This is a genomic window from Paenibacillus sp. V4I7 (genome assembly GCF_030817275.1).
Lineage (GTDB): Bacteria > Bacillota > Bacilli > Paenibacillales > NBRC-103111 > Paenibacillus_E.
Window position 1 is genome coordinate 7,093,522 of the sequence record NZ_JAUSZD010000002.1, and the last position, 25,801, is coordinate 7,119,322.

At 47.2% G+C, this 25,801-nt stretch carries 23 protein-coding genes; 5 read left to right on the forward strand and 18 right to left on the reverse strand.

What is annotated here, in order from left to right:
- A complete protein-coding gene (gene uvrB / locus QFZ80_RS33195; RefSeq protein ID WP_307551209.1) occupies nucleotides 1-1,998 on the reverse strand; it encodes an excinuclease ABC subunit UvrB in 1,998 nt (665 codons plus the stop codon).
- Nucleotides 1,999-2,294: 296 nt separating this feature from the next.
- Between uvrB and QFZ80_RS33200 the strand changes: the two genes are divergently transcribed.
- Nucleotides 2,295-3,089: a flagellar motor protein gene (locus QFZ80_RS33200; protein ID WP_307551207.1), complete on the forward strand. Its 795-nt coding sequence runs from the start codon at nucleotides 2,295-2,297 to the stop codon at nucleotides 3,087-3,089.
- Nucleotides 3,073-3,888: a flagellar motor protein MotB gene (locus tag QFZ80_RS33205; RefSeq protein WP_307562982.1), complete on the forward strand. Its 816-nt coding sequence runs from the start codon at nucleotides 3,073-3,075 to the stop codon at nucleotides 3,886-3,888. Before QFZ80_RS33200 ends, QFZ80_RS33205 begins: the two co-directional genes overlap by 17 nt.
- 50 nt (nucleotides 3,889-3,938) lie before the next feature.
- On the opposite strand, the gene QFZ80_RS33210 is transcribed toward QFZ80_RS33205, so the two are convergent.
- From QFZ80_RS33210 to ftsE, 6 genes are all read right to left on the reverse strand, one after another.
- Nucleotides 3,939-5,222, reverse strand: coding sequence for a PDZ domain-containing protein (locus tag QFZ80_RS33210; RefSeq protein WP_307562984.1), 1,284 nt, complete (start codon nucleotides 5,220-5,222; stop codon nucleotides 3,939-3,941).
- A 123-nt stretch (nucleotides 5,223-5,345) separates the two neighbouring features.
- Nucleotides 5,346-6,809, reverse strand: a complete 1,464-nt coding sequence (locus QFZ80_RS33215) for a S41 family peptidase (RefSeq protein WP_307555861.1) — start codon at nucleotides 6,807-6,809, stop codon at nucleotides 5,346-5,348.
- A gap of 91 nt (nucleotides 6,810-6,900) precedes the next feature.
- Nucleotides 6,901-8,091: a murein hydrolase activator EnvC family protein gene (locus tag QFZ80_RS33220; protein ID WP_307551202.1), complete on the reverse strand. Its 1,191-nt coding sequence runs from the start codon at nucleotides 8,089-8,091 to the stop codon at nucleotides 6,901-6,903.
- 183 nt (nucleotides 8,092-8,274) lie between these two features.
- Nucleotides 8,275-8,415: a hypothetical protein gene (locus QFZ80_RS33225; RefSeq protein WP_307562986.1), complete on the reverse strand. Its 141-nt coding sequence runs from the start codon at nucleotides 8,413-8,415 to the stop codon at nucleotides 8,275-8,277.
- 77 nt (nucleotides 8,416-8,492) lie between these two features.
- On the reverse strand, nucleotides 8,493-9,410 hold the full coding sequence (gene ftsX, locus QFZ80_RS33230) for a permease-like cell division protein FtsX (protein WP_307551199.1): 918 nt from the start codon (nucleotides 9,408-9,410) through the stop codon (nucleotides 8,493-8,495).
- Nucleotides 9,400-10,086: a cell division ATP-binding protein FtsE gene (gene ftsE / locus QFZ80_RS33235; RefSeq protein WP_047682153.1), complete on the reverse strand. Its 687-nt coding sequence runs from the start codon at nucleotides 10,084-10,086 to the stop codon at nucleotides 9,400-9,402. Before ftsE ends, ftsX begins: the two co-directional genes overlap by 11 nt.
- A 363-nt stretch (nucleotides 10,087-10,449) precedes the next feature.
- On the opposite strand from ftsE, the gene QFZ80_RS33240 reads away from it, so the two are divergent.
- The 3 genes from QFZ80_RS33240 to QFZ80_RS33250 all read left to right on the forward strand — a co-directional run bounded on the left by QFZ80_RS33240 (nucleotide 10,450) and on the right by QFZ80_RS33250 (nucleotide 13,611).
- Nucleotides 10,450-11,892 (forward strand): VanW family protein, encoded by a 1,443-nt coding sequence (locus tag QFZ80_RS33240; protein WP_307562988.1) that lies wholly within the window; start codon nucleotides 10,450-10,452, stop codon nucleotides 11,890-11,892.
- Nucleotides 11,893-12,009: 117 nt separating this feature from the next.
- Complete coding sequence (locus tag QFZ80_RS33245) at nucleotides 12,010-12,714, forward strand: HAAS signaling domain-containing protein (RefSeq protein ID WP_307562991.1); 705 nt, start codon at nucleotides 12,010-12,012, stop codon at nucleotides 12,712-12,714.
- Between the two features lie 3 nt (nucleotides 12,715-12,717).
- Nucleotides 12,718-13,611 carry a DUF4097 family beta strand repeat-containing protein gene (locus QFZ80_RS33250; RefSeq protein WP_307562993.1) on the forward strand — a complete coding sequence of 298 codons (894 nt, stop codon included), beginning with the start codon at nucleotides 12,718-12,720 and terminating at the stop codon, nucleotides 13,609-13,611.
- A gap of 55 nt (nucleotides 13,612-13,666) precedes the next feature.
- On the opposite strand, the gene argH is transcribed toward QFZ80_RS33250, so the two are convergent.
- From argH to prfB, 11 genes are all read right to left on the reverse strand, one after another.
- Complete coding sequence (argH, locus tag QFZ80_RS33255; RefSeq protein ID WP_307564302.1) at nucleotides 13,667-15,082, reverse strand: argininosuccinate lyase; 1,416 nt, start codon at nucleotides 15,080-15,082, stop codon at nucleotides 13,667-13,669.
- A 232-nt stretch (nucleotides 15,083-15,314) separates the two neighbouring features.
- Nucleotides 15,315-16,553 (reverse strand): argininosuccinate synthase, encoded by a 1,239-nt coding sequence (locus QFZ80_RS33260; RefSeq protein WP_307551189.1) that lies wholly within the window; start codon nucleotides 16,551-16,553, stop codon nucleotides 15,315-15,317.
- A 39-nt stretch (nucleotides 16,554-16,592) separates the two neighbouring features.
- Nucleotides 16,593-17,552 (reverse strand): ornithine carbamoyltransferase, encoded by a 960-nt coding sequence (gene argF / locus QFZ80_RS33265; RefSeq protein WP_307551187.1) that lies wholly within the window; start codon nucleotides 17,550-17,552, stop codon nucleotides 16,593-16,595.
- Nucleotides 17,553-17,583: 31 nt separating this feature from the next.
- On the reverse strand, nucleotides 17,584-18,780 hold the full coding sequence (locus QFZ80_RS33270; RefSeq protein ID WP_307562995.1) for an acetylornithine transaminase: 1,197 nt from the start codon (nucleotides 18,778-18,780) through the stop codon (nucleotides 17,584-17,586).
- A 27-nt stretch (nucleotides 18,781-18,807) separates the two neighbouring features.
- Complete coding sequence (locus tag QFZ80_RS33275) at nucleotides 18,808-19,083, reverse strand: hypothetical protein (protein ID WP_307551183.1); 276 nt, start codon at nucleotides 19,081-19,083, stop codon at nucleotides 18,808-18,810.
- A gap of 43 nt (nucleotides 19,084-19,126) precedes the next feature.
- On the reverse strand, nucleotides 19,127-19,897 hold the full coding sequence (gene argB, locus QFZ80_RS33280) for an acetylglutamate kinase (RefSeq protein ID WP_307555860.1): 771 nt from the start codon (nucleotides 19,895-19,897) through the stop codon (nucleotides 19,127-19,129).
- 68 nt (nucleotides 19,898-19,965) lie between these two features.
- Nucleotides 19,966-21,192 carry a bifunctional glutamate N-acetyltransferase/amino-acid acetyltransferase ArgJ gene (gene argJ, locus QFZ80_RS33285; protein WP_307562997.1) on the reverse strand — a complete coding sequence of 409 codons (1,227 nt, stop codon included), beginning with the start codon at nucleotides 21,190-21,192 and terminating at the stop codon, nucleotides 19,966-19,968.
- A 30-nt stretch (nucleotides 21,193-21,222) separates the two neighbouring features.
- Nucleotides 21,223-22,272 carry an N-acetyl-gamma-glutamyl-phosphate reductase gene (gene argC / locus QFZ80_RS33290; RefSeq protein WP_307562999.1) on the reverse strand — a complete coding sequence of 350 codons (1,050 nt, stop codon included), beginning with the start codon at nucleotides 22,270-22,272 and terminating at the stop codon, nucleotides 21,223-21,225.
- Between the two features lie 456 nt (nucleotides 22,273-22,728).
- The gene (locus tag QFZ80_RS33295; RefSeq protein WP_307551178.1) at nucleotides 22,729-23,598 is read right to left on the reverse strand and encodes a YitT family protein; all 870 of its coding nucleotides are present in this window, start codon (nucleotides 23,596-23,598) and stop codon (nucleotides 22,729-22,731) included.
- A 69-nt stretch (nucleotides 23,599-23,667) separates the two neighbouring features.
- Nucleotides 23,668-24,486 carry an adenosylmethionine decarboxylase gene (gene speD / locus QFZ80_RS33300; protein ID WP_307551176.1) on the reverse strand — a complete coding sequence of 273 codons (819 nt, stop codon included), beginning with the start codon at nucleotides 24,484-24,486 and terminating at the stop codon, nucleotides 23,668-23,670.
- A 186-nt stretch (nucleotides 24,487-24,672) separates the two neighbouring features.
- A protein-coding gene (prfB, locus tag QFZ80_RS33305; RefSeq protein ID WP_307551174.1) for a peptide chain release factor 2 occupies nucleotides 24,673-25,786 on the reverse strand; the annotation gives its coding sequence in 2 pieces (ribosomal slippage) (nucleotides 24,673-25,713 and nucleotides 25,715-25,786; 1,113 coding nt in all).
- Between the last annotated feature and the right edge of the window lie 15 nt (nucleotides 25,787-25,801).

Sequence of the window (25,801 nt, forward strand, 5' to 3'; positions counted from 1 at the left end):
CTAGGCGTCAGCTTTCATTTCCATAATAGCATCACGCAGCTGCGCGGCTCGTTCAAACTGTAGGTTCTTCGCAGCCTCTTTCATCTCGCCTTCCAAACGCTCGATCAGCGATGCGCGATCTTTCTTCGACATCTTCGCACCCTTCACATCGGCCAGATAATCCGCTTTCTGTTCAGCTACTTTCGTAGCTTCGATGACATCGCGAATTTTCTTGGCAATCGTCTGCGGCGTGATCCCCAGTTTCTCATTATGTGCTTCTTGAAGACTTCTGCGGCGACTCGTCTCATAGATCGCCTTCTGCATGGAATCCGTAATTCTATCTCCATACATAATGACGCGACCGTCTGAATTTCTCGCCGCACGGCCTATGGTTTGAATCAGCGATCGTTCCGAGCGTAGGAACCCTTCTTTGTCCGCATCTAGAATAGCGACCAACGAAACCTCAGGTAAATCAAGTCCTTCCCTAAGGAGGTTAATCCCCACAAGAACATGGAAAGTCCCCAACCGCAAATCACGTAAAATCTGCATACGCTCAAATGTCTTGATATCCGAGTGCAAGTACCGAACCTTAATACCGATTTCCTTAAAGTAGTCGGTTAAATCCTCCGACATCTTTTTCGTTAAGGTAGTAACGAGCACGCGCTCATCTTTACGAATTCGATCATGAATTTCGGCTATTAAATCATCGATTTGTCCCTTGGTTGGTCTTACCTCAATAATAGGATCCAATAGCCCCGTAGGACGAATAATTTGCTGCGTCATTTCCGGACAATGTTCTAACTCGTAAGGTCCAGGTGTTGCTGATATATATAAAATTTGGCTGACTTTCTCCTCGAACTCTTCAAAGCGTAGAGGACGGTTATCGAGTGCAGATGGCAAACGGAAACCGTGGTCAACTAATACTTCTTTCCTCGCCCTATCTCCATTGTACATCGCGCGAATTTGCGGCAAAGTCACATGAGACTCATCAACCATGAAAAGCATGTCGTCCGGGAAATAATCCAAAAGCGTATAAGGCGTAGCCCCTCGCTCGCGGAAAGTCAGCGGTCCTGAGTAATTCTCAATACCATTGCAAAAGCCCATCTCTTGCATCATTTCCATATCGTAACGCGTCCGCTGTTCCAGCCTCTGTGCTTCGAGTAGCTTCCCTTGCTCTTTGAGCTCGGCAAGACGTTCCTCAAGCTCACGCTCAATATTCACAAGCGCGCGTTTCATCGTATCTTCGTGCGTCACAAAGTGAGACGCCGGGAAGATAGCAATATGCTCGCGTTCGCCGATAATCTCGCCGGTAAGCACGTTAATTTCCGTTATCCGTTCGATTTCGTCACCAAACAATTCAACTCTCACCGCTTGTTCGCCATGGGACGCTGGAAAAATCTCAACAACATCTCCACGCACGCGAAACGTCCCGCGGACAAAATTCATATCATTCCGCTGATATTGAATATCCACGAGCTTGTGTAAAATCTCATTGCGCGATTTCTCCATACCTACACGTAAAGAAAGCAGCATATTCCCATATTCAATTGGCGAACCCAAGCCGTAAATACACGATACGCTCGCAACGACAATAACATCACGGCGTTCAAATAACGAGCTTGTCGCTGAGTGACGAAGCTTATCAATCTCTTCATTGATGCTGGAATCTTTCTCGATGTAAGTGTCAGAGGAGGCAATGTAGGCTTCTGGTTGGTAGTAATCATAGTAACTAACGAAGTAGGAGACGGCATTATGAGGGAAAAATTCTTTAAATTCACTGCACAACTGTGCGGCTAACGTTTTGTTATGCGCAATAATCAGGGTAGGACGGTTCAACTTGGCAATAACTTGCGCCGCTGTGAACGTTTTTCCCGTTCCCGTCGCACCTAAGAGCGTCTGATGCTTATTACCCGCTTGAATACTTTGAACAATTTCCTCAATCGCTTTAGGCTGATCGCCTTGTGGAGAAAAATCCGATACTAGTTCAAACTTCTTGGAACTTATTTCTAGTTCACTCATCAATAATCACCTACACTTATCGAAATAAATCGAACTTTTATCCTATTAACTTTCCTTATGCTATTTCCGATATAGAAGTTTATGGAACTTATTTTGCACAAATATGAAGGAATCTCTAAAATCATCCATCATAAGAATGTTTGTTCTGGTTTTTCCATTATACCCTTTTTGAATCATGGATGCAAACGGCAATATCTGTTACGGCCGTATAAATTTTATGGAGAGAGGCCCCAACGAATTTATCTGGTTGCTTTAAGGTTCCTATTCTTTTTATGCTAATTAGGAGTGGTACAGTCATGGATTTGACAACAGTTTTAGGATTAGTATTGGGTCTTGTAGGTTTAGTCGGCGGGTACATGTGGGATGGCGGTCATATTAGTTCATTGATCATCCCGAGTGCCATGCTAATCGTTTTCGGCGGAACCTTTGGTGCAGTAGCCATCAGCTTCCCGCTCTCTATTTTAGCCAAAATCCCTAAAGCTCTAGGCATTGCCTTCAAAGAAGTAAAAAGAGATCCGAGGGCAACGATTGATGAACTTGTGGATATGGCTTCGATCGCTCGTCGAGAAGGAGTACTAGCCCTTGAGCAACGCGCACAAGAGCATACAAATCCGTTCCTAAAAGATGGCTTGCTTATGGTGGTGGATGGAACTGATCCCGAGCTGACTAGACAAATTCTAGAGCTTGAGATGGACGCAATTGAGCACCAGGTTGATAATATGTCAAAGGTTTTCGAAGCCGGAGGCGGCTATGCACCAACCATGGGCATTATCGGTACCGTTATGGGTCTCATTCACGTTCTCGGTAATCTCGACGATCCCTCCAGTCTCGGACCTGCCATTGCCGTTGCTTTCACAGCTACCTTATACGGTGTTATGAGCGCCAACTTAGTCTATCTTCCGATTGCTAATAAAATTAAGGTTCGCGGCAAAGAAATGGTTTCCGAAATGGAATTGATGTTAGAAGGAATTCTCGCCCTTCAAGCTGGTGAAAATCCACAGTTAATTAAGAAAAAACTGAATTCCTTCCTCCACGATAAACCAACGAAGAAAGTCGTAGAGGAGGATGTCGATAATGGCGCGGAGAGGTAAGAAGCACGAGGAACATGTCAATCATGAGAGATGGCTCATTACTTACGCTGATTTAATCACCCTTCTGCTCGTTTTCTTCATTATTATGTATGCAATGAGTAAAGTCGATGTTCAAAAGTATTCCGTTCTAGCTCAAGCCTTAAACATGCAATTCCAGAAAGCCGACTCGGTATTGGATAAAGGCTTTGGCGTCAGCGGTCAAATGACCCCGAAGCAAGGCGATGCCCAGACACCGCAGAACCAGAATCAGAGCCAAGACGATCAGAAAGAAGAGAAAGATAAAACAAAGCCTGAAGATAATGAAAAAGAGAAGCGCGAAAAGGAACTTCAAGATCTTTTAAAACAAGTCCAAGCTTATATTAAGGATCAGAATCTGGATGCACAAGTGTCCGCTAGCGATACAGAACGCGGTGTGGCTATCACCCTTAATGACTTATTCCTATTCGACCTAGGAAAAGCGGACCTGAAAGCGGCCTCCTTTCCTATTCTACAGAAGCTTGCTTCATTTTTCCCTACACTGAACAGCAAGGTGAGTATTGAAGGTCATACTGACAACTTGCCTCTAGCTACTGGTTCTCCTTTCAAAGATAATTGGGGATTATCATTCGCCCGTTCCCTTTCGGTGCTTCGCTATTTTAGCGATACGGCCAAACTGGATAACCATAAATTTATAGCTACTGCTTATGCCGATACGATGCCAAAAGTAGCCAACACCAGCGATGAGAACCGCAGCAAAAATCGCCGCGTTGAAATCATTGTTCTGCGTGATGGGCTTTCTCCAACAACAACTGTTAAATAAGCAAAGACCCTTCCTCTTTCAAACGAGAGAATAGGGTCTTTTTCTTGAAATTACATAGATTTCGTCGAATCATTGGATAACAAGCCGGTCAGTTTATTTCGCAAATAGGAAAACAAATGCAAGGGTCTTTGCTCTAGGAAGTACAATGCATCCTGATCCGGAGCTAAAATAATACCTAATTGATGATGATCGCCAGAGTAAATCGCTCGCTGCAAGAAACGCACCTCACCCTGCTCATTCAGCACCTCCAGCCTGCAGAAGGCGGAATTCAGCCCCATGGCAACGTGCAGATCGGTTTTAGTCTTGATTTTGTGACCGTTCACCTTGTGAATGAGTTCGCCCGTTTGAATACCTAGCTCGTGGGCAGGACTGTTTGGCACTACCGACAGCACCATAAGACCTCGCTCTGAGTGAACGTAGAACGGCACCAGCTTATCTTCCACCCATCGGTTATACCGAATCAATCCTTCATGTAAAGCAATGCTTAATGCGGCTCCTACAAGCAGAATCGGCGGCCAAAAATGAGCAGCAATCGCTGTGACTAATAGGATGATGCCATATAAGTAGAGCAAGCTTGAACTGAAACGGGCTTGTTTGCGGGGAAGCTTCGATATCGTAAGCTCCGTAAAGCCAATCATTGCCGGAAAGGCAAGAAATGTCCATCCTGATGCGAGGTTCGAACCAAACAGCGTTTCCCATGGAAGACCTTGTATACTTCCTCCTGTCATAGGAACGAGCAAGAATAAAGGGACAGGCCAGAAGCCTTGCAGCTGTTGCCCGCCGATAATTTGCCCTCGCCTTCCTTCAAGGAACAGCGGTGTTGCCATGCGTGCTCCTTGAAAGCCGACGAGCATCGCTTCTAGAAGATGAAGTACGGCGACAATGACCAGCAAGGAAGGAATATCCGCGCCAACTACAATGTCCAGAACCGGAACCCTCTCCTGGAGGCTGGCTGCGTTCGGTATCCACGAAAGAATCACTTGCGCGATTCCCAAAATACCTACTGCATAAGCCAAACACAAGAATCTAACGCGCATCATCACTAGGATAATCGATAGGACCCATAACAGAATGACCGTGCTCGCTTGAATATTAACACCTACGAAGAGCATAAGTACGGAGGCACTGATACCGCCTAGCCAACCCCAAAGTACGGTTCGCCATGTCTCATTCAATAAAGAATGCAAGCGCGTGTGAAACAGCTTACGCTCCATCTGAATCTGCTTCCGATAATGCAGCACGATAAATAGAATACCTATATAGTAAAAAGGATTCGCAAACAACTGCCCTACAGCCTGCAGCAGTCTGTCCAAGAGTTGAATCAATACATCCATACGAATCTGGGCTCCTTGATGAAAAAGAAATAGGAAGGCAGCCGTAGCAACCTTCCTACACTAATTCGACTATTAGAGCTTATCTCCTGCCCATCTTGACGAATTTCCAATATCTGATCCTTATTATTTCCCGATTTGCTTTTGGATTTGCCCAATTGCTGCCTTCAACTGCAAATCATTCTTCGGCTCACGGATTTGCTCCAAAATTGATTTTTCGATTTTAGCCGCTGTTTCCGTATCTACCTCGCCAGTCATTGGTAAACCGTTAGTTCTTTGGAATGCTTTAACAGCTGTAACTGTCTTATCATTGAAATAACCATCCGAACGCTCAGGGTTAAAACCAAGGCCTGATAACATCAGCTGTAGATTCTTCACATCATCGCTTGTCATATCCTGTTTAAGCACACTTTTCTTAGACAGCGGAGCTGCTTTGAAATAAGCCGGCTGCTCAACTGGGATATCCGGCTGGATCCCTGTTTTGTGAATCCAGTTGCCGTTCGGGGTTAACCATTTGTACACCGTCATTTTGATATTGCTGCCGTCACCCATTTCCTTCTCAAAAGTAACCTGTACGGTTCCTTTCCCATAGGAGGTTTCACCAACAATTTTACTGCCAACCGCTTCTTGGAAGGCTCCTGCCAGTATCTCCGAAGCACTCGCACTACCCTTGTTCACAAGCACTGTAACCGGATAGTTCTTGCCTGAGCCTGTTGAAGGTGTCGGCTCCCGCTTCCCATCCCGATTCTCGACCTGGACGATCGGCTTGCCGCTCTTGACGAAAGGATTCACGATGTCGACGACCACGTTCAAAAGACCGCCTGGGTCATTACGCACGTCGATAACTAGCCCTTTCATCCCTTTGGCTTCAAGGCTTTTCAGCTCTTCAGCGAAACGGACGGCTGTATTCGAGGAGAATTGGCGAATCTCAATCTTCCCGATTTGGTCCTGCAGCATTTCGCCATAAACCGTTTCAACGTCAATATTATCCCTGACCACGATGACTTGTACCGGATCACCGGCACCTTGACGAAGTAAATCGAGCTTCGCCTGCGTTCCTTTAGGGCCGCGGATTTTCATGACCGCTTGGTTGAGTGTAAGCCCGTCCAACTTCTCTCCGTTGACCGAGACAATCACGTCTTTGGATTGAATACCAGCTTTCTCAGCAGGAGAGCCCTTGATGGGAGACACGATTACGAATTTACCTTCCTCAATCGAAACCTCTGCCCCTATCCCTTGAAAAGAGGACGTAATGCTCTCATCGAACTGCTTCGCTTCCTTCTGATCCATATACACGGTAAACGGATCTTCCAGAGATTCCAACATGCCATTGATTGCACCGTTGACCAGCTTATCATGATCCGGCTGCTGCAAATACTTGCTCTCGATCAATTGAAACGTTGTAGCGATTTTGCTCAAATCCTTACTCGAAAGTCCGGAAGAAGTGGCAGTGGATGCGGTCGTACTGCCCGCTGGCTGCTCTTTCCGCCCCCAAGAAAAGGATGAATCCACAATCGTCAGTGTCACGATACTGCTTGCAAACATGGCTAACAAAACAAATACTATGACCGTGCGTCCTTTGAATTGCAAAGCGCGTTTCACCACCTTTTTCCTAAAACCCATTTGGGTTCGCCTGTTTGTAGTATATGACAAGCTATTCCCGTTTTATAACCAAGTTCCCCTATCGTAAGAATGGTTTAGGATCAGTTGGAACTTCATTCTTCCTTACTTCAAAATGCAAATGGTTCCCTGTCGATTGACCAGTCGAGCCAACACCGGCAATCTTCTGTCCGCGTTTCACCAAATCGCCAACTTTGACATAGATCCCATCATTCATAATATGTCCATATAACGTCCATAACCCATTCCCATGATCCACGATGATGCAATTCCCATATCCGTTCATCCATGAAGCATAGATGACTGAGCCGTTCTCAGCTGCGAGAATGCCCGTTCCCTTGGGAGCTCCCAAATCAATACCTTTATGGCTCTCTGATCTGCCTGTAACTGGATTGATTCTATTCGTGAAATCGGATGTGAGCGGCGCTTGAGAGGCCAATGGGTAACCCAGTTTCCCACCGGAATAAGTGAAAGGCGACTTCGCTTTACTAGCTGCCCGTTTCTTCGCCTGTAAATCTGCCTCTTGCTTCGCTAATTGTGTAATCTGTCTATCGCTTTCTTCTGAAATATCCTCTAGCACCTTCTCTTGCTTCGTAAGGGAAGCAATCTTAACTTCCTTGGCCTTCTCTTTCGCTTGCAGATCGTCCCTAAGGGCGTCGGCATCAGCGTAAAGCGCCTTAACCTTCTCAAGCTGCTCTTCTGTATCTATCTTCTTCTGAGCAACCGTTTCTTTATCTTTCTTATTTGCCACTAATATCTCTTTATCTTGATTAACAATAGATTTCAAAGCTTCAATACGGTTCAAGAAATCAGAAAAACTGGTCGCGCTAAGCAGCACATCCATGTACGAAACAAAACCGTTCATATACATTAAGCGCACTCGAGATTTCAGCATTTGATCACGAGACTCCACACGAGCTTCCGCTTCATCCAATTGTTTAGCGTTCTCTGCTAATGTATCCGACACTTGGTCGATTTCTTCATTCAGCTTCGTGAGCTTCTTGCTAGCCTCATTGACCTGATTGACAAGCGTGTTCATATCCTTCGTCGCCTGGTCCTTCTCGTTATGGACCTTCGTTATTTGATTCTGGGCGTCATTCGCCTTCTGCTGCGCTTGCGCCTTCATTTTCTTGAGCTGAGTCAACTGCTGATCGATCTTTTCCGTTGTTGAAGCGGCATACCCCGCATAAGGAACCGCCAATGAAGCCGCAATCCCAAGAGTCAACACCATAGGTAGAATCTTCTTCTTCAAGCACGTAGCCTCCCCATCATCAAAACCTGGAACTTCTTAAATCTTTTATACTTTGAATCTCTTAAATTCCTAATCTATGAATCTTTGAAAATGAAAAAATAAAAATAAAAGCTTCTAAAGCCGACTTTCAGAACCGAGAAGGTTGGACGAAAATGGGAGTAGGAGGAACGGAGTGTAGCAAAGCTACATGATTACCGGACTACCCCATTTTCGTTCAAGATTCGACGCCGAATAAGCTTCCAGAAATACATCGTTATGAGATAAACCTATATCGAAGTCATTCGAAGATGAGCGACCGCGTTTAGTGGTAGGTTTATTCGCCAATCAGAATCCCTCCTTTACGCTTTAGCGCTATTAGGATCTATCATTCTGATGTGGACAAAGTCGGCTTTAAAGCCTCCTTAAACTCTGAGGAATTTGCGGACTGAGATTAGGGACCCCCAGATTCCGATTACCATCCCAATACCTAACAACAAAGCCATCATCGTAGGAGCAATATCCCCGAAAGGTGTTAATTCAACCATAAGCAGATTCAAGTTCAGTGAACTTGTGTTAAGCAGCTTCCAGTACCCACCTAAAATAATAGCTGTCGGGACTACAGAGCCGATGAATCCAAGCAGAGCACCTTCTATAAAGAACGGCCAACGAATAAAGGAATTCGTCGCACCCACCAGTTTCATAATTGATATTTCTTTGCGTCTGGCCAAAATCGTAATTTTGATCGTATTCGCGATCAGGAACACAGCGGTAAATGAAAGTAAAATAACAATACCAATCCCGACCCAACGAACAATTTGTGTCACCTTAAATAGGGCTTCAACCGTACCTTTGCCATAATTCACCTTGTAGATAGGCTTTGGATCTTTGCCGATGTTAAGCGCGCTGATTTGATCAGCAACGACGGCCACATTGCGAGGGTCATCGACTTCGATGGTAAACGCATCGTTTAGCGGATTATTTTCTCCTTCAAATCCATCTAATAAAGCTTTACCGCTCTCACCAAGCTTTTGCCTTAAATAAATAAGGCCCTCTTCTTTCGAAACAAACTTAATAGTTTTTACCTCATGAATAGCTTGGATTTGAGATTCGAGCGCAGTAATTTGATCCTGCGAAGTGTTAACTTCCAGATATACATTAATCTCAACCTGTTTCTCAATCTGACCTGCAATATCATTCACATTAAGTGTAATAAGGACGAAAATACCTAAAATAAATAACGAAATGGCTATCGAACTAATCGACGCGAACGTCATCCAACCATTCCGAACGACATTCTTCGTACCTTCTCGCAAATGACGAGAAACCGTACTAATCTTCATAACCGTATTCCCCCCGTACCTGGTCACGAGCAATGAGTCCATGCTCAATCGCAATGACTCGTTTACGCATCGTATTTACGATTTCCTTATTATGCGTAGCCATGACTATGGTGGTACCCCGGAAGTTAATTTCCTCCATCAATTTCATGATTCCCCAGGAAGTCTCAGGATCGAGATTTCCTGTCGGTTCATCGGCGATAATGACAGCTGGGTTGTTAATTATTGCCCGGGCAATCGCTACCCGCTGCTGCTCGCCTCCAGAAAGCTGAGAGGGCAGCGAATTCGCTTTATCCTTCAACTTAACAAGCTCAAGCACTTCCATTGTGCGTTTCTTAATCTGCTTCTTAGGTGCCTCGATAACTTCCATAGCGAAAGCCACATTTTCAAAAATATTAAGCTTAGGAAGCAGTCGATAATCCTGGAAAATAACGCCAATATTACGACGCACGTAAGGAATCTTACGCTGTTTCAGCTTTTCCAAATTAAAACCATTCACGAAGATTTGCCCCTTGGTCGGCCTCTCTTCTCTATACATCAACTTCATAAATGTAGATTTACCTGCGCCGGAAGGTCCAACAACATATACGAACTCGTTGCTGTCCACTTTTACATTAATCCCTCGCAATGCATGAGTGCCGTTGGAGTACGTTTTCCATACGTCCTGCATTTCGATCACAATATCACATCCTAATATATGGATCTTTGCGTAGCAAAGTCTCTCTGCTTTGGGATCTTTGAGCGGAGCTCAAAGTCTCTCTGCTGTATAGTTAGCTTTTATCCATTCGACACAAAAGCTGAAATTCCTTCTAAAATAGCTCTGAAATTCCTGTAGATTACCGTCATTATATCATTATTTGTACACATTTAAGCCGAATAAGGATTTAGTAATAAATTGGTTGAAAGGATGATACATATTAAGTAGAGAGACTTTAAGCTCCGCTCAAAGATCCCTATAAGCAGAGAGACTTTAAGCTCCGCTCAAAGATCCCTATATTAAGTACAAGCCCGAAATCATTCGTATGTAAAGGAGCCGCTATACATGTCACGCCAAATTAGAAAAGTTATCTTCTATACGTCTATCGTCGTAGGCATGCTAAGTGCATTTAGCATTGCTCTATACGTCTATGGTTCTCAGCCTACATTCCCTGCAGATTTCACAGTTGCTGGCTGGAGGGTTGGAGGAATGCCCTATGATAAATTTCAACAAGAATACGAACAGCGCCTACAGCTGCTCTCATCCTATCCCGTTCAATTGCAATCCTCCCGTCCGAACATTCCGAATAAACAACTGGCGCTTGGACAGCTAGGCGTTCAGTATCAAAAGGAAACCCTAGCTCGTTCACTTGGGCAGCTGTTCGGAGGCTCTCCGATAGAGCGTATAAAAGCCCGCTGGACCCTGCGTCACGCGGATATACCGCTCGAGGTCACTGTCAATCAAGCGCAGCTAAACACCGTAGTCAAAGAAGCTTGGAAGGACCTCTATAACCTTCAGCCGGTTGCCGCAAAACGCATTGTAACCAATGAAGATATACTAGCTTTCGAGCCCGAACGCAAAGTGCTTAGAATTGATACGGCCCATTTGCTTGAACATTTGAAAGAAATTGCCCCATCCATTGGCTATATTCACAATGCTGCTCCTATCACACTGTCCTTGCCTTTATATGAGCAGGGTCCCGCGGTTACGATGGAAACATTGAAGCGTCAGGGCATCGATCGCAAAATCTCGGAATTTACGACCTCATTCCCCCCATCAGGTGAAGGGAGAATTCACAATATACGCTCCACAGCCGCCTCTATTCAGGACTTGCTAATGGCGCCGGGAGAGACATTCGACTATAGTAAGATTATTGAACAAACCGAAGCCCAATTCGGCTATAAGGAAGCACCCGTCATCCTAAACGGCAAGCTCGTGCCAGGCATTGGAGGTGGCATTTGCCAAGTTTCGACAACGCTTTACAATGCTGTCTTACGGAGCGGTCTCGACATTGTTGAGCGGCGCAATCATTCTCTCCCTGTTAGCTATGTTACGCTCGGCCAAGATGCAACTTTCGCCAGTGGCTTTATTAATTTCAAATTCCGCAACAACACAGATGCCTATCTATTGATACGAACTATAACAACAGAACAAGCCGTCACCGTGAAGCTTTTCGGGCATATGTCGCCTTCTATTACCTATGACATCAATTCCAACATTGTAGAAACAATTCAACCACCGGTTAAATACTTGCAGAATCCCAGCCTGAAACCCGGCGTTACCCGCCCCATCAGCACAGGCAAGGTCGGCTACAAGGTAGAGACGTATCGGATCAAAAGAGAAAATGGTACGATCGTCAGTAAAGAATTAATTTCGAAGGATCAGTATTCGCCAGTCCCTACTCTCATCGCCGCCAACCGCGGTGACATCAAGTCGGAAGAAATGAATCCCTCCACGCCAGAACAGCCCATCCTTGAAGATGGCGTGAAAGGACCGGTTACCCGGTAATATAAGGCTTCTGCCTCTTTTTGGAATAGGAAAGGTCATGTGACTGTAGTTACTAGGTCATTATGACTTTTTTCTATTATGATAGGAATATGAAATAGCACACAAGGAGGCTAGGCGATGAGCAAAATCGATTATTTCAAAGAATTAAACTATCGACTGCGTGGACTTCCCGAGAAGGAGCGCCAAAATATATTGTCTGTTTATGAAGAATTGTTTCAGAAAGCCATTGAAAATGGCAAGCAAGAGGATGATGTAGCGCAGTCCCTCGGCTATCCGCGAGTTCCTAACTGGGACGCTCAGAAGGAGACACCAACTACTGGGCATGTGCCTTCGAAAAGCACGCCTAGCGATGCGGTAGAGAAATCTTATTCCAGACCTGAACCGACTGCGGCGCCTAAGCAAGCTCCTGAAACTAAGGGCTTTCCACCTTATACGCCTCCACAGAGCACGAATCCTTATATGAATCCCAACCCGTACCCTTATCCGGTTAAACACGAGTCGAGTATTAAGGCTATTATCGTAAGCATTTCGCTTGGATTTTTTAACCTAATATTCGTCGTTGGTCCTTGGTTCGGTATTCTCGCAACATTAATTGCGCTATTTGTTTCGGGCTTCGCGCTCATCATCTCGCCAATTGTCGGCATTCTCGGCAGTTATATGGGAACGGTCGGCAGCGATATGCGTTTCATTGGATTCGCAATGCTTGCTTGTTTCGGCTTGGGCATTATATTGACGACGCTAAGCTCATGGTTGTTCAAAGTATTTTTCAAACTCAGCTGGATGTATATCCAATTTAATGCCAAATTGATTAAGGGGGCTTAAGCTATGAAACGTGGAGTCAAATTTTTCTTACTGCTCGGCTTTGCCTGCCTTGGAATTGGCCTTATTGGAGCAGCTGTTTCTTTCAAAGAGGTTGATTGGAGCGCAGGTGTCACGAATATTGATATCGAAAAGAAGATTCCTGTCGCAAATATTGATACATTAATCATTCAAAATGACATCTCCGGGGTAACTTTTATCCCTAGTAATTCCGATGAAATTAAAGTCCATCTCGTAGGAACGATTAGCGAGAATAATGCTAAAAATTGCACCATTGAGGCTGCAACAGAAGGAAGTAATGTATGGCGAGTAGACGTCTGTACGCAGAAAAAAGCATCGATTACGAATGGCTTTAATTTTGATTTGAACGAATTGAAAAGAATAATCGCTTACCAGGGGCTAGGCATCAAGACAGAAGTGACGCTGCCAGATAAAATATACAAAGCGATCACGGTGTCTTCGGATACAGGACGCATCCACTTTAATGAAGTGAAAGCCGACAAACTCACAGCCAGCACGGACACAGGCGGTATAACCATTGAGCGTTACGAAGGGAAACAGTTAAACCTTCAAACAGATACGGGGTATATCAACGTAGAGGACGGGCAAGGTGATGTAAAGATGAAAACAGATACAGGCGGCATTACGGCTAAGCTGCACGATATCGGAGATTCCGTATCGCTTGAATCTGACACAGGCACGATTCGTCTTCAGCTCGATCCTGCTCCAAAAGGTGCAAGCTTCGATCTGAGAACCGACACGGGCAGTGTCAATCTGCAAGTACCTGGCGTAAATGTAGAACGGACCGATCATCATTCCGCAAAGGGCACCATCGGTGATGGCAGCAAAAAAGTGACGGTACGAGCAGATACAGGGTTTATCTCGGTGACTGGCAGATAAGAAAAGCCTTCAAGACCATCAGATTCGATGGTTTTGAAGGCTTTTTATCTATCTGTTATTTGCTTTTTTCTAAATAAACTGTCAGCCACTCGTTCGATTGCGCCAGCACTTGTTCTGCACGGGCAATCGCCTCTGTCACTTGGTTGCTGGCCGTTCCGCCGTAGACATTACGCGCGTTAACCACTTGCTCAGGTTGTAGGACCTGATAAATATCGGACTCGAAAAGGCTGGAGAAGGTTTTGAACTCCTCGATGCTCATATCGAGTAGATATTTTTTGTTTTGGATGCAGTACAAAACTGTTTTACCAATCACTTCATGCGCCTGACGGAAAGGCAATCCTTTGTTCACCAGGTAATCGGCGATATCCGTAGCGTTCGAGAAATCTTGGTTTACAGCTTGTCTCATGCGATCCGAGTTTACTTTCATCGTAGAGACCATAGGAGCGAATAATTGAAGCGCGCCCTGCAGGGTACGAACCGTATCGAACATGCCTTCTTTGTCTTCCTGCATATCCTTGTTATAAGCCAGCGGCAGCGACTTGAGCACGGTCATCAGACCGAACAAGTTGCCGTAGACGCGGCCTGTTTTGCCGCGGACAAGCTCAGCCACGTCCGGGTTCTTCTTCTGCGGCATGATCGAGCTGCCGGTGCAGAAAGCATCATCGAGTTCGATGAACGCGAACTCGGTCGAGGACCAAAGCACCATTTCCTCGCTGAAGCGAGAAAGGTGCATCATGATCATGGACGCGTTAGAGAGGAACTCCAGGATGAAATCGCGGTCGCTGACCGCATCCAGGGAGTTCTCATACACGCGTCCGAACCCGAGCTGCTCCGCCACGAAATGGCGGTCGATCGGGAAGGTTGTGCCCGCGAGCGCGCCAGCGCCGAGCGGGAGCATGTCTACGCGTTTGTAGCTGTCCTGCAAGCGCTCAAGGTCACGCTGGAACATGCTGACATAAGCCATCATGTGATGCGCAAACAGAATCGGCTGCGCACGCTGCAGATGCGTATACCCTGGGATAATCGTATCCAGATTATCCTTCGCTTTCTCAAGCAAAGCTTCCTGGAGCTTGATCAGCAGGCCTACGAACTCGACCACCCGCTTGCGTAGGTAGAGATGCATGTCCGTAGCTACTTGATCGTTACGGCTGCGGCCAGTATGAAGCTTGCCGCCGACAGGGCCGATCAAATCGATCAAGGTTTTCTCGATATTCATATGAATATCTTCATTCTGAATCGTGTACTCCAGCTCGCCACGGCGAATCATACCTTGGACAGCCAGCAAGCCATCCTTGATTTTCTCGACATCATCCGCAGGTAGAATGCCGCACTTGCCAAGCATAGTCACATGCGCCAAGCTGCCTTCAATATCTTCCTCAGCTAACTCTTTATCAAATGTAATAGATGCGGTATATTCTTCGACCAATTGGTCGGTTTTTTTCGTAAATCGTCCACCCCAAAGCTTAGACACCGTGCATGGCTCCTCTCGTATTAACACCTAATATAGGGATCTTTGAGCTGCGCTCAAAGTCTCTCTGCTGGATATAGGGATCTTTGAGCTGCGCTCAAAGTCTCTCTGCTGGATATAGGGATCTTTGAGCGGCGCTCAAAGTCTCTCTGCTGAACAGACTTATGGACACAGCCTTATTGACAACCCAAAGGCTTTCCACGAGGGAAAGCCAGCGGACCGTACTGCTATATAATTACTTCTTTGCGTTTTGTTCTACGCCAGAAGATACTTTCAGACGAAGTGCGTTCAAGCGGATGAATCCAGTTGCATCGCCTTGATCGTAGGCTTTCGTCGGATCTGCTTCCATTGTAGCAATTTCCGGATTGTACAAGGAAACTGGGCTTTTCACACCAGCGCCCATTACGTTGCCTTTGTACAATTTCAAGCGTACAGTACCTGTTACGTTCTTTTGGCTTTCTCCCACAAGTGCTTGAATTGCCAAACGCTCAGGTGCGAACCAGAAGCCGTTGTAGACTAGTGTTGCATATTTCGTAATGAGGGAATCACGAAGGTGCATGACATCGCGGTCCATCGTGAGGGATTCCATTTTGCGATGAGCGGTAAAAAGGATCGTACCGCCCGGAGTCTCGTACACGCCGCGGCTCTTCATGCCGACGAAACGGTTCTCGACCATGTCCACACGGCCAATACCGTGCTTGCCGCCGATTTCATTCAATGTTTCCATAACTTGAAGAGGGGACAACTTTTTGCCATTGATAGCTACGCAGTCACCTTTGTCAAACTCAAGCTCGATATACTCCGCTTGATCTGGTGCATCTTCCGGAGCTACGCTCAGGACGTACATGCCTTTGTTTTCGTCGGATGCAGCATCAAACCAAGGATCTTCCAACATGCCGCTCTCGAAAGAGATATGCAGCAAATTGCGATCCGTCGAATACGGCTTCGCCGCTGATGCAGTCACCGGAATGCCGTGTTTCTCGGCATACGCGATCATCTCTGCGCGACCTGGGAACTGTTCGCGGAATTCTTCTAGACGCCAAGGCGCGATAACGGACAGCTCAGGCGCCAACGCCGCTGCTGTCAGCTCAAAGCGCACTTGGTCATTCCCTTTGCCGGTTGCTCCGTGAGCAATCGCTGTTGCGCCTTCAGCGCGAGCGATTTCAACCATGCGCTTCGCGATCAAAGGACGAGCAATCGAAGTGCCGAGCAGGTATTGCCCTTCATATAGAGCACCCGCTTGGAACATCGGGTTGATGAAATCCTTCGCGAACTCTTCGCGCAGGTCGTCGATGTAGATCTTGGATGCGCCGGTTTGGAGCGCTTTTTCCTCCAGACCGTCCAGCTCATCCTTTTGCCCAATATCCGCTGTGAAAGCAATAATTTCCGCGTCGTAAGTCTCCTTAAGCCATTTGAGGATAACCGATGTATCCAATCCGCCGGAATAGGCGAGAACGATTTTTTCCTTAGCCATGTCTTCTAATCTCTCCGTTTCTATGTCTGCTACGAATTATTATATCATTGTTGCGGCCATAATGGCCTTTTGCGCATGAAGACGATTCTCTGCTTGATCAAAAATGATAGAATTCGGTCCATCGATAACGCCTTCGCTCACTTCTTCCCCGCGATGTGCAGGCAAGCAATGCATGAACAAATAATCTGATTTGGCATGCTTCACAAGCGCCTCATTGATTTGGAAATTCTTGAAAGCAATCTCCCGCTCCTTCTGCTCGGCCTCAAAGCCCATGCTTGCCCAAACGTCTGTGTAGACGACGTCCGCATTTTCAATCGCTTCGCGTGGATCGCGAGTAAGGAGGACACTGCCTCCGGTTTGCGCTGCGTTCTCTTTAGAATTCTGAATGACTTCCTTGTCGGGATCGTAGCCTTCCGGTGAGGCAATCGCGAAGTTCATCCCTAATTTACTTGCACCCATCATGAGGGAATGCACCATATTGTTGCCATCTCCGATGTAGGCGACTTTGAGACCTTTCAAACGGCCTTTTTTCTCCAAAACCGTCTGATAATCAGCCATAACCTGACAAGGATGAGCATAATCCGTCAATCCATTGATAACCGGTACCGTTGATCCGCGAGCAAGGTCAATCACTTTGCGGTGTTCGTACGTACGAATCATGATGCCATCCAGGTAACGGGACAGTGTTTGTGCGGTATCCCAAACGGTTTCGCCGCGTCCAAGCTGCAGATCATTTTTACTGAGGAAAAGAGCCTGACCCCCTAATTGGTACATTCCTACTTCAAAGGAAACACGCGTACGCGTCGAGGATTTTTCAAAAATCATTCCCAACGTCTTACCAGCGAGCACAGCATGCGGCTCTCTAGCTTTCTGTTTACGTTTAAGCTCGATCGCATAGTGAATCAAATATTCAATTTCTTCTGATGTATAATCAACTAAAGCAAGAAAATCCTTGCCCTTCAACTGGGCAGCCAGTTCTTCCTTTACAGCCATATTCATGTTATCCAACCTCTCTAAACGGAACTTTTTACTAGACGCTGCTGATGGTTGATGCCTTCTGGGAGAGGACACTGCACACCACATCTAGGGCTTGATCTAAATCTTCTTGCGGTATGGTCAAAGCGGGCACCAGACGAATAACGTTCGGCCCTGCCGGAATCACGAGTACACCTTGCTTATGAATTTCACTAATGATTTCACCTGCTGGTTGTGTGCATTCGATCCCGATGAGGAGACCAATACCACGAATATTGTTGATAAGCGGATTGCCTGCAAGCTTGCTTTCCAGCTTCTTCACTGTGTATGCGCCTAATTCCGCAGCACGCTCTGGCAGTTTGTTGGTGACAATCGTGTCCACAGCCGCATATCCAGCAGCCGTAGCTATCGGCGTTCCACCAAAGGTTGAACCGTGGCTTCCTGCGCTGAATGCTTCTGCCAAGAACGCTTTTCCTAACATAGCACCGATCGGAAACCCGCCACCAAGGCCTTTGGCCAACGTGAAAATATCCGGCTCCACCCCATAATGCTCATAGGCAAAAAGCTTACCCGTACGTCCCACGCCCGTCTGGATTTCATCCACGATTAGAAGCAGATTCTCTTGCTTGCACAGCTCTGCAATTTGTTTCACGAACTCCGGATCAGCCGGCAGTACGCCGCCTTCCCCTTGCACCATCTCCAGCATGATGGCACAGGTATGCTCATTGACGAGACTGCGGACAGCCTCGAAATCGTTATAAGGCGCATAGGCGAAGCCGCCAGGAAGCGGATGGAAGCCTTCCTTCACTTTATCCTGCCCAGTAGCCGTTAATGTCGCCAGCGTGCGTCCGTGGAACGACATGTTGAACGTGATAATCTCGTACCGACCATTGTTCAAAACCTTCTGGTTATAACGACGTGCCAGCTTAATTGCAGCCTCATTCGCTTCCGCGCCAGTGGAACAGAAGAATACCGCGTCTGCACAGCTATTATCTGTGAGTAAGGTTGCCAGCTTCTCCTGATTCGGAATATGAAAAAGATTGCTCACATGCCAAAGCTGATCGAGCTGTTCAATCAACTTCTCCTTCACCGCTTGAGGCGCGTGCCCGAGGTTCGTTACCGCAATCCCGCTCATCAAGTCAATGTATTCCTTGCCTGTATCGTCCCAGAGACGGCTGCCTTCCCCCTTCACTAGCGTGATTGGATATCTTGCGTAGGTTGGAAATAGCGAGCTTTTTCCTGTTTCAGTCATGTACATTCCCTCCTTAAAGTTTGTGGTTCAACCCATGAGTTCGAACTTGTGCCAAGCTAGATAAAGACATATGGCTGCAGCTGCAAATAAAATGATAGCTGTTACTCGATTCCTTCGCATTTTCATCCCGTATGCGATGAAAAAGATGGCTGCCGCTAATTTGGAGAAGCCTTGGTAAGCTGGATCATTCGAAAAGTAGGAATCGCTAAAAAGAAGTGCAATAAGCAAGGTTGTTGAAATAAGTATTCTAAACCATAAGGGCTCTCTTAGGAATTGTTTAAACATAAAAGTAATCCGCTGCATGACGGTTAACTCCATTCAAGAAGCCTTTGATTTTTAACTTCTATTAACGAACAATCCGTGTGCCAATCCCCGTGCCCTTCAGCACTTTGCTCAGCACGTTGGGCTCAGAGCCGTTTACGATGACAACTTCTTGGACCCTGCCTTGTATACAAGCAATCGCTGCTCGAACCTTCGGAATCATGCCCCCGTAGATGTCACCGCTCGCGATCATCTCTTCAATCTCTGCTACACTGACAACGGGAAGCACCTGCTTCTCGCCATCCACTGTTTTCATAATGCCGGGAACGTCCGTCACCACAACCATCTGCTCCACACCAAGGTGAGAAGCAACAGCTCCTGCTGCTGTATCGGCATTAATGTTGTAACGCTGGCCGCCATCGGCGCCAAGTCCAACCGGTGCGATCACCGGGATGTACCCCATGCTTACGATACCTTGAATCAGCTCAGCATTTACTTTCGTAACATCACCAACGAGGCCAACTTCATGGCTGTTCGCCACCGGCTTCGCTTCAATTAAATGTCCATCCACACCGGACAATCCAAGGGCCGCTGCGCCTGTTAACTGAATTCGGCGTACGATCTCTTTGTTAATCTGACCGGAAAGCACCATCTCCACAACGTCGAGCACCGCTTCATTCGTTACCCGTAGACCGTTTACGAAACCGGACTCAATCCCCAGCTTCCCAAGCGTCTCCGAAATGGCAGGACCGCCGCCGTGAACGATGACAGTTACAATACCCTCATCTTGAAGCTGACGCATATCTTCAAAGAAACTAATCGGTAACGCAGCAAGCGTGCTGCCGCCGCATTTCATCACAAAGCAATTGTTCTTCACAAGCTTTCGGTCCCCTTTGCTTCCTTATGTGCTAGCTTAAAACAAACCTAAGTCCGATAAGCCGCATTGATCCGCACATAATCATATGTTAAATCGCAGCCCCAGCCCGTTGCCTTGCCAGCGCCCATATGTAAATTCACATGAATTTGAATCGTATCTGTTTTCAAATAAGCAAGCGCCGCTTCCTCGTCGAACTTCACTGGACGCGACTGCTCTAATACTGCGATATCGCCTAGGCGAATATCGACAGTGTTCACGTTCACCGGCTGTCCAGAGTAGCCGACAGCCGCAATGATCCGACCCCAGTTCGCGTCCGCGCCATAAACAGCGGATTTGACCAAGCTAGAGCCAATGATCGACTTCACGATCTTACGTGCCGCATCGTCGCTCTCCGCGCCGACTACTGTCGTCTCGATCAGCTTCGTTGCGCCCTCGCCGTCGCGCGCAATCGCCTTGGCGAGGTACTCGCCAACGTACTGGAACCCAGCCGCGAACGCTTCCCAATCCGGATGCTCCGGATTCAAAGCTTCGCCGCCGGCCAGCCCACTTGCCATCGCCACGACCATGTCGTTGGTGCTCGTATCCCCGTCAACGGTGATCATGTTGAACGTAGTATCTGTGATCCTGCTCAGCAGCAGCTGCAGGTATTCGCTCTCAATCGGCGCGTCGGTTGTCATGAAACCGAGCATCGTCGCCATGTTCGGGTGAATCATCCCCGAACCCTTCGCTGCCCCGGCAATGTGAATCTCTTTGCCGCCAACAACAACACGGACGCACGTCATCTTCTGCGTGAGATCCGTGGTCAGGATCGATTGGCAGAAGTCGTTTCCGCCGTCTGCCTTCACTTTAGCCGGCAGCTGCTCGATGCCGCTGAGTACTTTCCCCATCGGCAGTAACTCACCGATGACACCCGTGCTCGTCACGCCGACGTGGTGCTCCGCCACGCCTAGCGCCTTGCTACTTGCAGCGCGCATTGCGTATGCATCGTCCTCGCCCTGCTGGCCGGTACACGCATTCGCGTTGCCGCTGTTGACGATCATCGCCTGCAGCTTGCCGCCTTGGGCGATGCTCTCCTGCGTCACACGCAGCGGTGCCGCTTGGAAAGCGTTCAGCGTATAAACGCCCGCCGCTGCCGCCGGTACATCACAGACGATTGCGCCTAGATCATAGCGCTCCGTCTTCTTCAATCCACAGTGCAGACCACCTGCACGAAAGCCTTTCGGCGTCGTTACTGTGCCCTCTGGCACGACAGTAAAGCTCACTAGATCTAGCATGTTCGTTCTTCACCTGTCCTCATCTTCTCGTTATGGATACACCGGTGCGAACAACAGCCCTGTCGTTTCGTCCCAGCCTTGCATGATATTCAAATTCTGAATGGCCTGACCTGCAGCACCTTTAACTACATTGTCGATGACAGAAACGATGGTCACACGCCCCGTGCGCTCATCCACTGCAAAGCCGATATCGCAGTAGTTAGAGCCGAAAACTTCCTTCGTAGAAGGGAGCTTACCATTTTGACGAATCCGCACAAATCTCCGACCTTCATAATAATGGCGGTACAATTCGATGAATTCCTCGGCGGTGTGTTCACCTTGTATCGTTGCGTACATGGTAGACATAATCCCGCGAGTCATAGGCACAAGATGTGTCGTGAACGTCGTAACAACGGGCTTACCCGCAACACGGCTGAGCGCCTGCTCGATTTCCGGAATATGCTGATGTTTATTTACTTTATAGGCTGTTAAATTCTCATTCGCTTCCGCATAGTGAAAACCTAGACTAACGCCACGACCCGCTCCGGAAACGCCGGATTTGGCATCAATAATAATCGTCGAGGGATCGATCCAACCCGCTTTGACTGCAGGAATCAGACCAAGCAGCGTCGCTGTCGGATAGCAGCCTGGGTTAGCGATTAAATCACTGCCCTTCACTTCGTCGCCGAAAACTTCGGACAAACCATATATCGATTGTGCCAATGCTTCCTCAGAAGCAGCTGTTTTTTTATACCACTTTTCATAGTCCGCAGCCGATTTAAGTCTGAGGTCCCCAGAGATATCAATAACCTTCAGGCCAGCTGCCAGAAGCTTCGGTGAAAGTTCTGCACTCACACCAGCTGGTGTCGCCAAGAACACAACGTCTGCTTTGCTCGCAATCAAGTCAACATCAAGCACATCTAGAATATCCACAACCACTTCCTGCAAGTGTGGAAAATGCTCCGCAAGCGGCGCTCCTGCATTAGAAGTTGAGATGACCGAAGTGATCTGTACCAAAGGATGCGCCTGCAACAGACGAATCAACTCCGCACCACCATAACCCGTGGCTCCAATAATAGCCGCCCTAACTCCATGACTCATTCGAATTTCCCTCCCGATGTTCCGAAAATATATGTATTATTATACAGTCGTATACATAATAATTCAATGAATTTTTTTATGCGGATTTTGACAATTGAATTGTGCCTACGCAAGGCATTTCAAGGATTTTCTACATTAAAATCGACAAATCTTTAATTCTTTGAGTTCCTGCCTTCCGACAAGAAGTATACATAATATGCATCAATTAAACGTAACATGTGCATAAAAACAATGCTTTCTCATCGATACCCGGTGAGTGTCAAATCAATTATCACAAATTATACGCTATACAGGCAAATCCTGTATGTGAATATTTCAAGTTATTCAAGAAGTGTGGGTAAGTAGTATGGTTATCCACAGATTATGCACAATTTATCCACAAGCGACCCTTCCCTTAAAAAAGTTATGCACAAAAAGACGCACCTAAAGTGCGCCAATCTATCACAAAGCTTCTCGCTATGCATGTCGTTTGAAACCTTCCCCTAATACCTCATTCGTTTCGCTCAAAATGACAAAAGCCTGAGGATCCACCGACTGAACTAGTGTTTTCAATCGACTTACTTCATTTTGTTTCACAACGACCATTAAGACCGTTCGCGATTCGCCTGTAAATCCTCCGGACCCATTAAGCTCCGTAAGTCCACGGTCCAAATCATATAAAATCGCCTTGCGTATGGCTTCTGTATGATCAGAAATAATGAAGGCCACTTTAGCATAGTTGAAGCCGAGTTGAACGATATCGATTGTTTTCGTGGTGACAAATAACCCAATCAATCCGTATAGTGCATTTTCCGGTGTAAAAACAAGCGCTGAACCTAGAATGACCAGACCATCAAAAATCGCTACAGAGAAACCTAAACTTAAGCCTGTGTATTTATGTAGGATTTGAGCAGCCAGACCGAGTCCGCCTGTAGACCCGCGTCCTCGGAAGACGATGCCGAGTCCAAGTCCAACGCCAATACCTCCATAGACAGACGCGAGCAAGGGATTTTGCGTTGGTACCCCTAAATGGCTTGTTACGAGTACGCACAGTGGAAATATAACCGACCCGACAGCCGCCTTAACCCCGAATTGCCCGCCAAGCAGCCATAGGGCTAACAAGAAAATCGGTATATTCAGGGCCCACTGCGTAATCGCTGGATTCAGACCCGTCAAATGCTGAACAATCGTAGAAAGACCTGAAACCCCACCCGTCGCAATTTGATTTGGGTTCAAAAAACAGTTAAAACTAGCCGCCATAATCAGCGAGCCGATCAGCATCAATATATACTCAAATACGGTATGTGCTGGACTTCCTATCCGTATTCGCGGTTCTTTTCTGGGCACGAACGGCCCTCCTCTCGGTACCAATTAAACATGCCCATATCCCTTGTAGCATGTGTTTCAAGCCTACTCTTACAACAAGGGTGCACTCATATTTTTACCGTAAAATATCTCGTCCATTTCCCACTTTACACTTTCCGTAATGTCCTTCTGCTCGGCTACGCTCAGCTTGTCTTTCGTATAACCGAACAAATAATTGTTTAAATCAAATTTCTTCAGCTTACATTTCGTATGAAAAATATTTTCCTGATAGACGTTCACATCAATCATGTCGTACATGCTTTTAATTTCCTCAGGAATGTAGTTCTGAATCGAACTAATATCATGATCAATAAACAGCTTATGCCCGTTGATATCCCGAGTGAAGCCGCGAACCCGATAATCCATCGTCATAATATCCGTATCGAAGGAATGGATTAAGTAATTCAGTGCCTTTAGCGGCGAAATTTCCCCGCATGTAGATACATCAATATCCGCCCTAAACGTGCTAATCCCTTCATCAGGGTGATATTCCGGATAGGTATGAACAGTGATATGGCTGGTGTTCAGGTGCATAAGCACCGTCTCCGGCAGGGGCCCTGGGGATTCCTCAAATGAAGCGTCAGGAGCGCCCTCCACTGGACCTTCAGAAACCAACATCGTTACGCTTGCCCCTTGCGGATCATAATCCTGCTTGGCCACATTGAGCACATGAGCACCGATGATATCCGCGACCGCTTTGAGAATTTTGGTTAGCCTGGCTGCATTGTACTGTTCGTCAATATATTCTATGTAGGCTTCGCGCTCTTCTTTGGTTCTGGTGTAGCAGATATCGTACATATTGAAGCTCAATGATTTTGTAAGGTTGTTAAAGCCGTGCAGTGTAATGCGCTGCTCTGTCGTAAGTGTCATGTTTCTTCTTCCTCCTTGTTGTTCCATCCTACTCTTTCCTTACCCAAACCCTGAATGACATTAAACTTGAAAAAATCCTACACCTTTCAGATGTAGGATAAACGTCTATTGCTCTATATATGCGTTTTGCGATTAGTAATGGTTCGGTGCACCAAGCTCTTCCAGCACACAGCTCATGTACCTGTTCTACTCCGGCTTCCGAATCTGATGACGCAGGTAAGCATCGATGAACATATTGAGATCTCCATCCATCACTGCGCCAATATTACCTGTTTCCGCTGAAGTCCTGTGATCTTTGACCATGCTATAGGGATGAAACACATAAGAGCGAATCTGGCTTCCCCATGCAATGTCAGACTGCTCGCCGCGAATCTCTGCGAGATGCTTCAGTTGCTCTTCGATCTTCCGCTCGTAGAGCTTGGAACGCAGCATCTTCATCGCTTTCTCGCGGTTCTTAATCTGCGAGCGTTCTTGCTGACAGCTCACCACGACACCCGTTGGTATGTGCGTTATCCGCACAGCCGAATCCGTGGTGTTGATGTGTTGACCGCCGGCGCCGCTTGCGCGGTACGTATCGATCTTGAGATCCTCGGAGCGGATCTCACCCACGTCCGTGTCGTCCTCGATCTCCGGCATGACGTCACACGACGCAAACGAGGTGTGACGACGACCGGAGGCGTCGAACGGCGAGATCCGGACGAGCCGATGCACGCCCTTCTCCGCCTTCAAATAGCCGTAGGCGTTGAAGCCTGTGATCTGCAGCGTGACACTCTTCACGCCGGCTTCGTCGCCGGGCAAATAGTCGAGCACCTCGACTTTGTAGCCCCGCTTCTCCGCCCAGCGGCGGTACATGCGCAGCAGCATCTCCGCCCAGTCCTGCGACTCGGTGCCGCCCGCACCGGGATGCAGCTCCAGGATCGCATTCAGCCGGTCGTACGGCTGATTGAGGAGCAAGCCTAGCTCGAAGGATTCGAGCTTCTTCTTCAAGGCATCGATGCCTGACTCAATGTCTTTCGCTAGGCCTGCATCGCTCTCCTCTTCCTCGAGCTCGACCATGACCTGCAGGTCGTCGAACTCGTTCGAGAAGCCTTGGAACTGATCGACGACACTTTTGATGGCGTTGAGGTCCGCGATGGTCTTCTGGGCACGATCATTATCGTCCCAGAAGTCCGGTGCCCCCATTTTTTCCTCAAAATCCCCGATCGCTTCAAGCTTATGATCTAAGTCAAAGAGACCCCCGTAATTCGGTTAGTCGCTTTGCTGTCTCTCTTAAATCCTGTTTTACTTCTGGTTCCAGCATGTCTTACACCTCTTT

What these genes read in the sequence shown, in the direction of transcription:
- QFZ80_RS33200 (WP_307551207.1), top strand. Translation starts at nt 2,295, where the DNA reads ATGGATTTGACAACAGTTTTAGGATTAGTATTGGGTCTTGTAGGTTTA.
- argF (WP_307551187.1), bottom strand. Translation starts at nt 17,552, where the DNA reads ATGAATATGGCTGTAAAGGAAGAACTGGCTGCCCAGTTGAAGGGCAAG.
- uvrB (WP_307551209.1), bottom strand. Translation starts at nt 1,998, where the DNA reads ATGAGTGAACTAGAAATAAGTTCCAAGAAGTTTGAACTAGTATCGGAT.
- QFZ80_RS33240 (WP_307562988.1), top strand. Translation starts at nt 10,450, where the DNA reads ATGTCACGCCAAATTAGAAAAGTTATCTTCTATACGTCTATCGTCGTA.
- ftsX (WP_307551199.1), bottom strand. Translation starts at nt 9,410, where the DNA reads ATGAAGATTAGTACGGTTTCTCGTCATTTGCGAGAAGGTACGAAGAAT.
- QFZ80_RS33260 (WP_307551189.1), bottom strand. Translation starts at nt 16,553, where the DNA reads ATGGCTAAGGAAAAAATCGTTCTCGCCTATTCCGGCGGATTGGATACA.
- QFZ80_RS33245 (WP_307562991.1), top strand. Translation starts at nt 12,010, where the DNA reads ATGAGCAAAATCGATTATTTCAAAGAATTAAACTATCGACTGCGTGGA.
- QFZ80_RS33250 (WP_307562993.1), top strand. Translation starts at nt 12,718, where the DNA reads ATGAAACGTGGAGTCAAATTTTTCTTACTGCTCGGCTTTGCCTGCCTT.
- speD (WP_307551176.1), bottom strand. Translation starts at nt 24,486, where the DNA reads ATGACACTTACGACAGAGCAGCGCATTACACTGCACGGCTTTAACAAC.
- argJ (WP_307562997.1), bottom strand. Translation starts at nt 21,192, where the DNA reads ATGCTAGATCTAGTGAGCTTTACTGTCGTGCCAGAGGGCACAGTAACG.
- QFZ80_RS33270 (WP_307562995.1), bottom strand. Translation starts at nt 18,780, where the DNA reads ATGACTGAAACAGGAAAAAGCTCGCTATTTCCAACCTACGCAAGATAT.
- QFZ80_RS33210 (WP_307562984.1), bottom strand. Translation starts at nt 5,222, where the DNA reads ATGGATGTATTGATTCAACTCTTGGACAGACTGCTGCAGGCTGTAGGG.
- QFZ80_RS33205 (WP_307562982.1), top strand. Translation starts at nt 3,073, where the DNA reads ATGGCGCGGAGAGGTAAGAAGCACGAGGAACATGTCAATCATGAGAGA.
- QFZ80_RS33275 (WP_307551183.1), bottom strand. Translation starts at nt 19,083, where the DNA reads ATGCAGCGGATTACTTTTATGTTTAAACAATTCCTAAGAGAGCCCTTA.
- argC (WP_307562999.1), bottom strand. Translation starts at nt 22,272, where the DNA reads ATGAGTCATGGAGTTAGGGCGGCTATTATTGGAGCCACGGGTTATGGT.
- argB (WP_307555860.1), bottom strand. Translation starts at nt 19,897, where the DNA reads ATGAAATGCGGCGGCAGCACGCTTGCTGCGTTACCGATTAGTTTCTTT.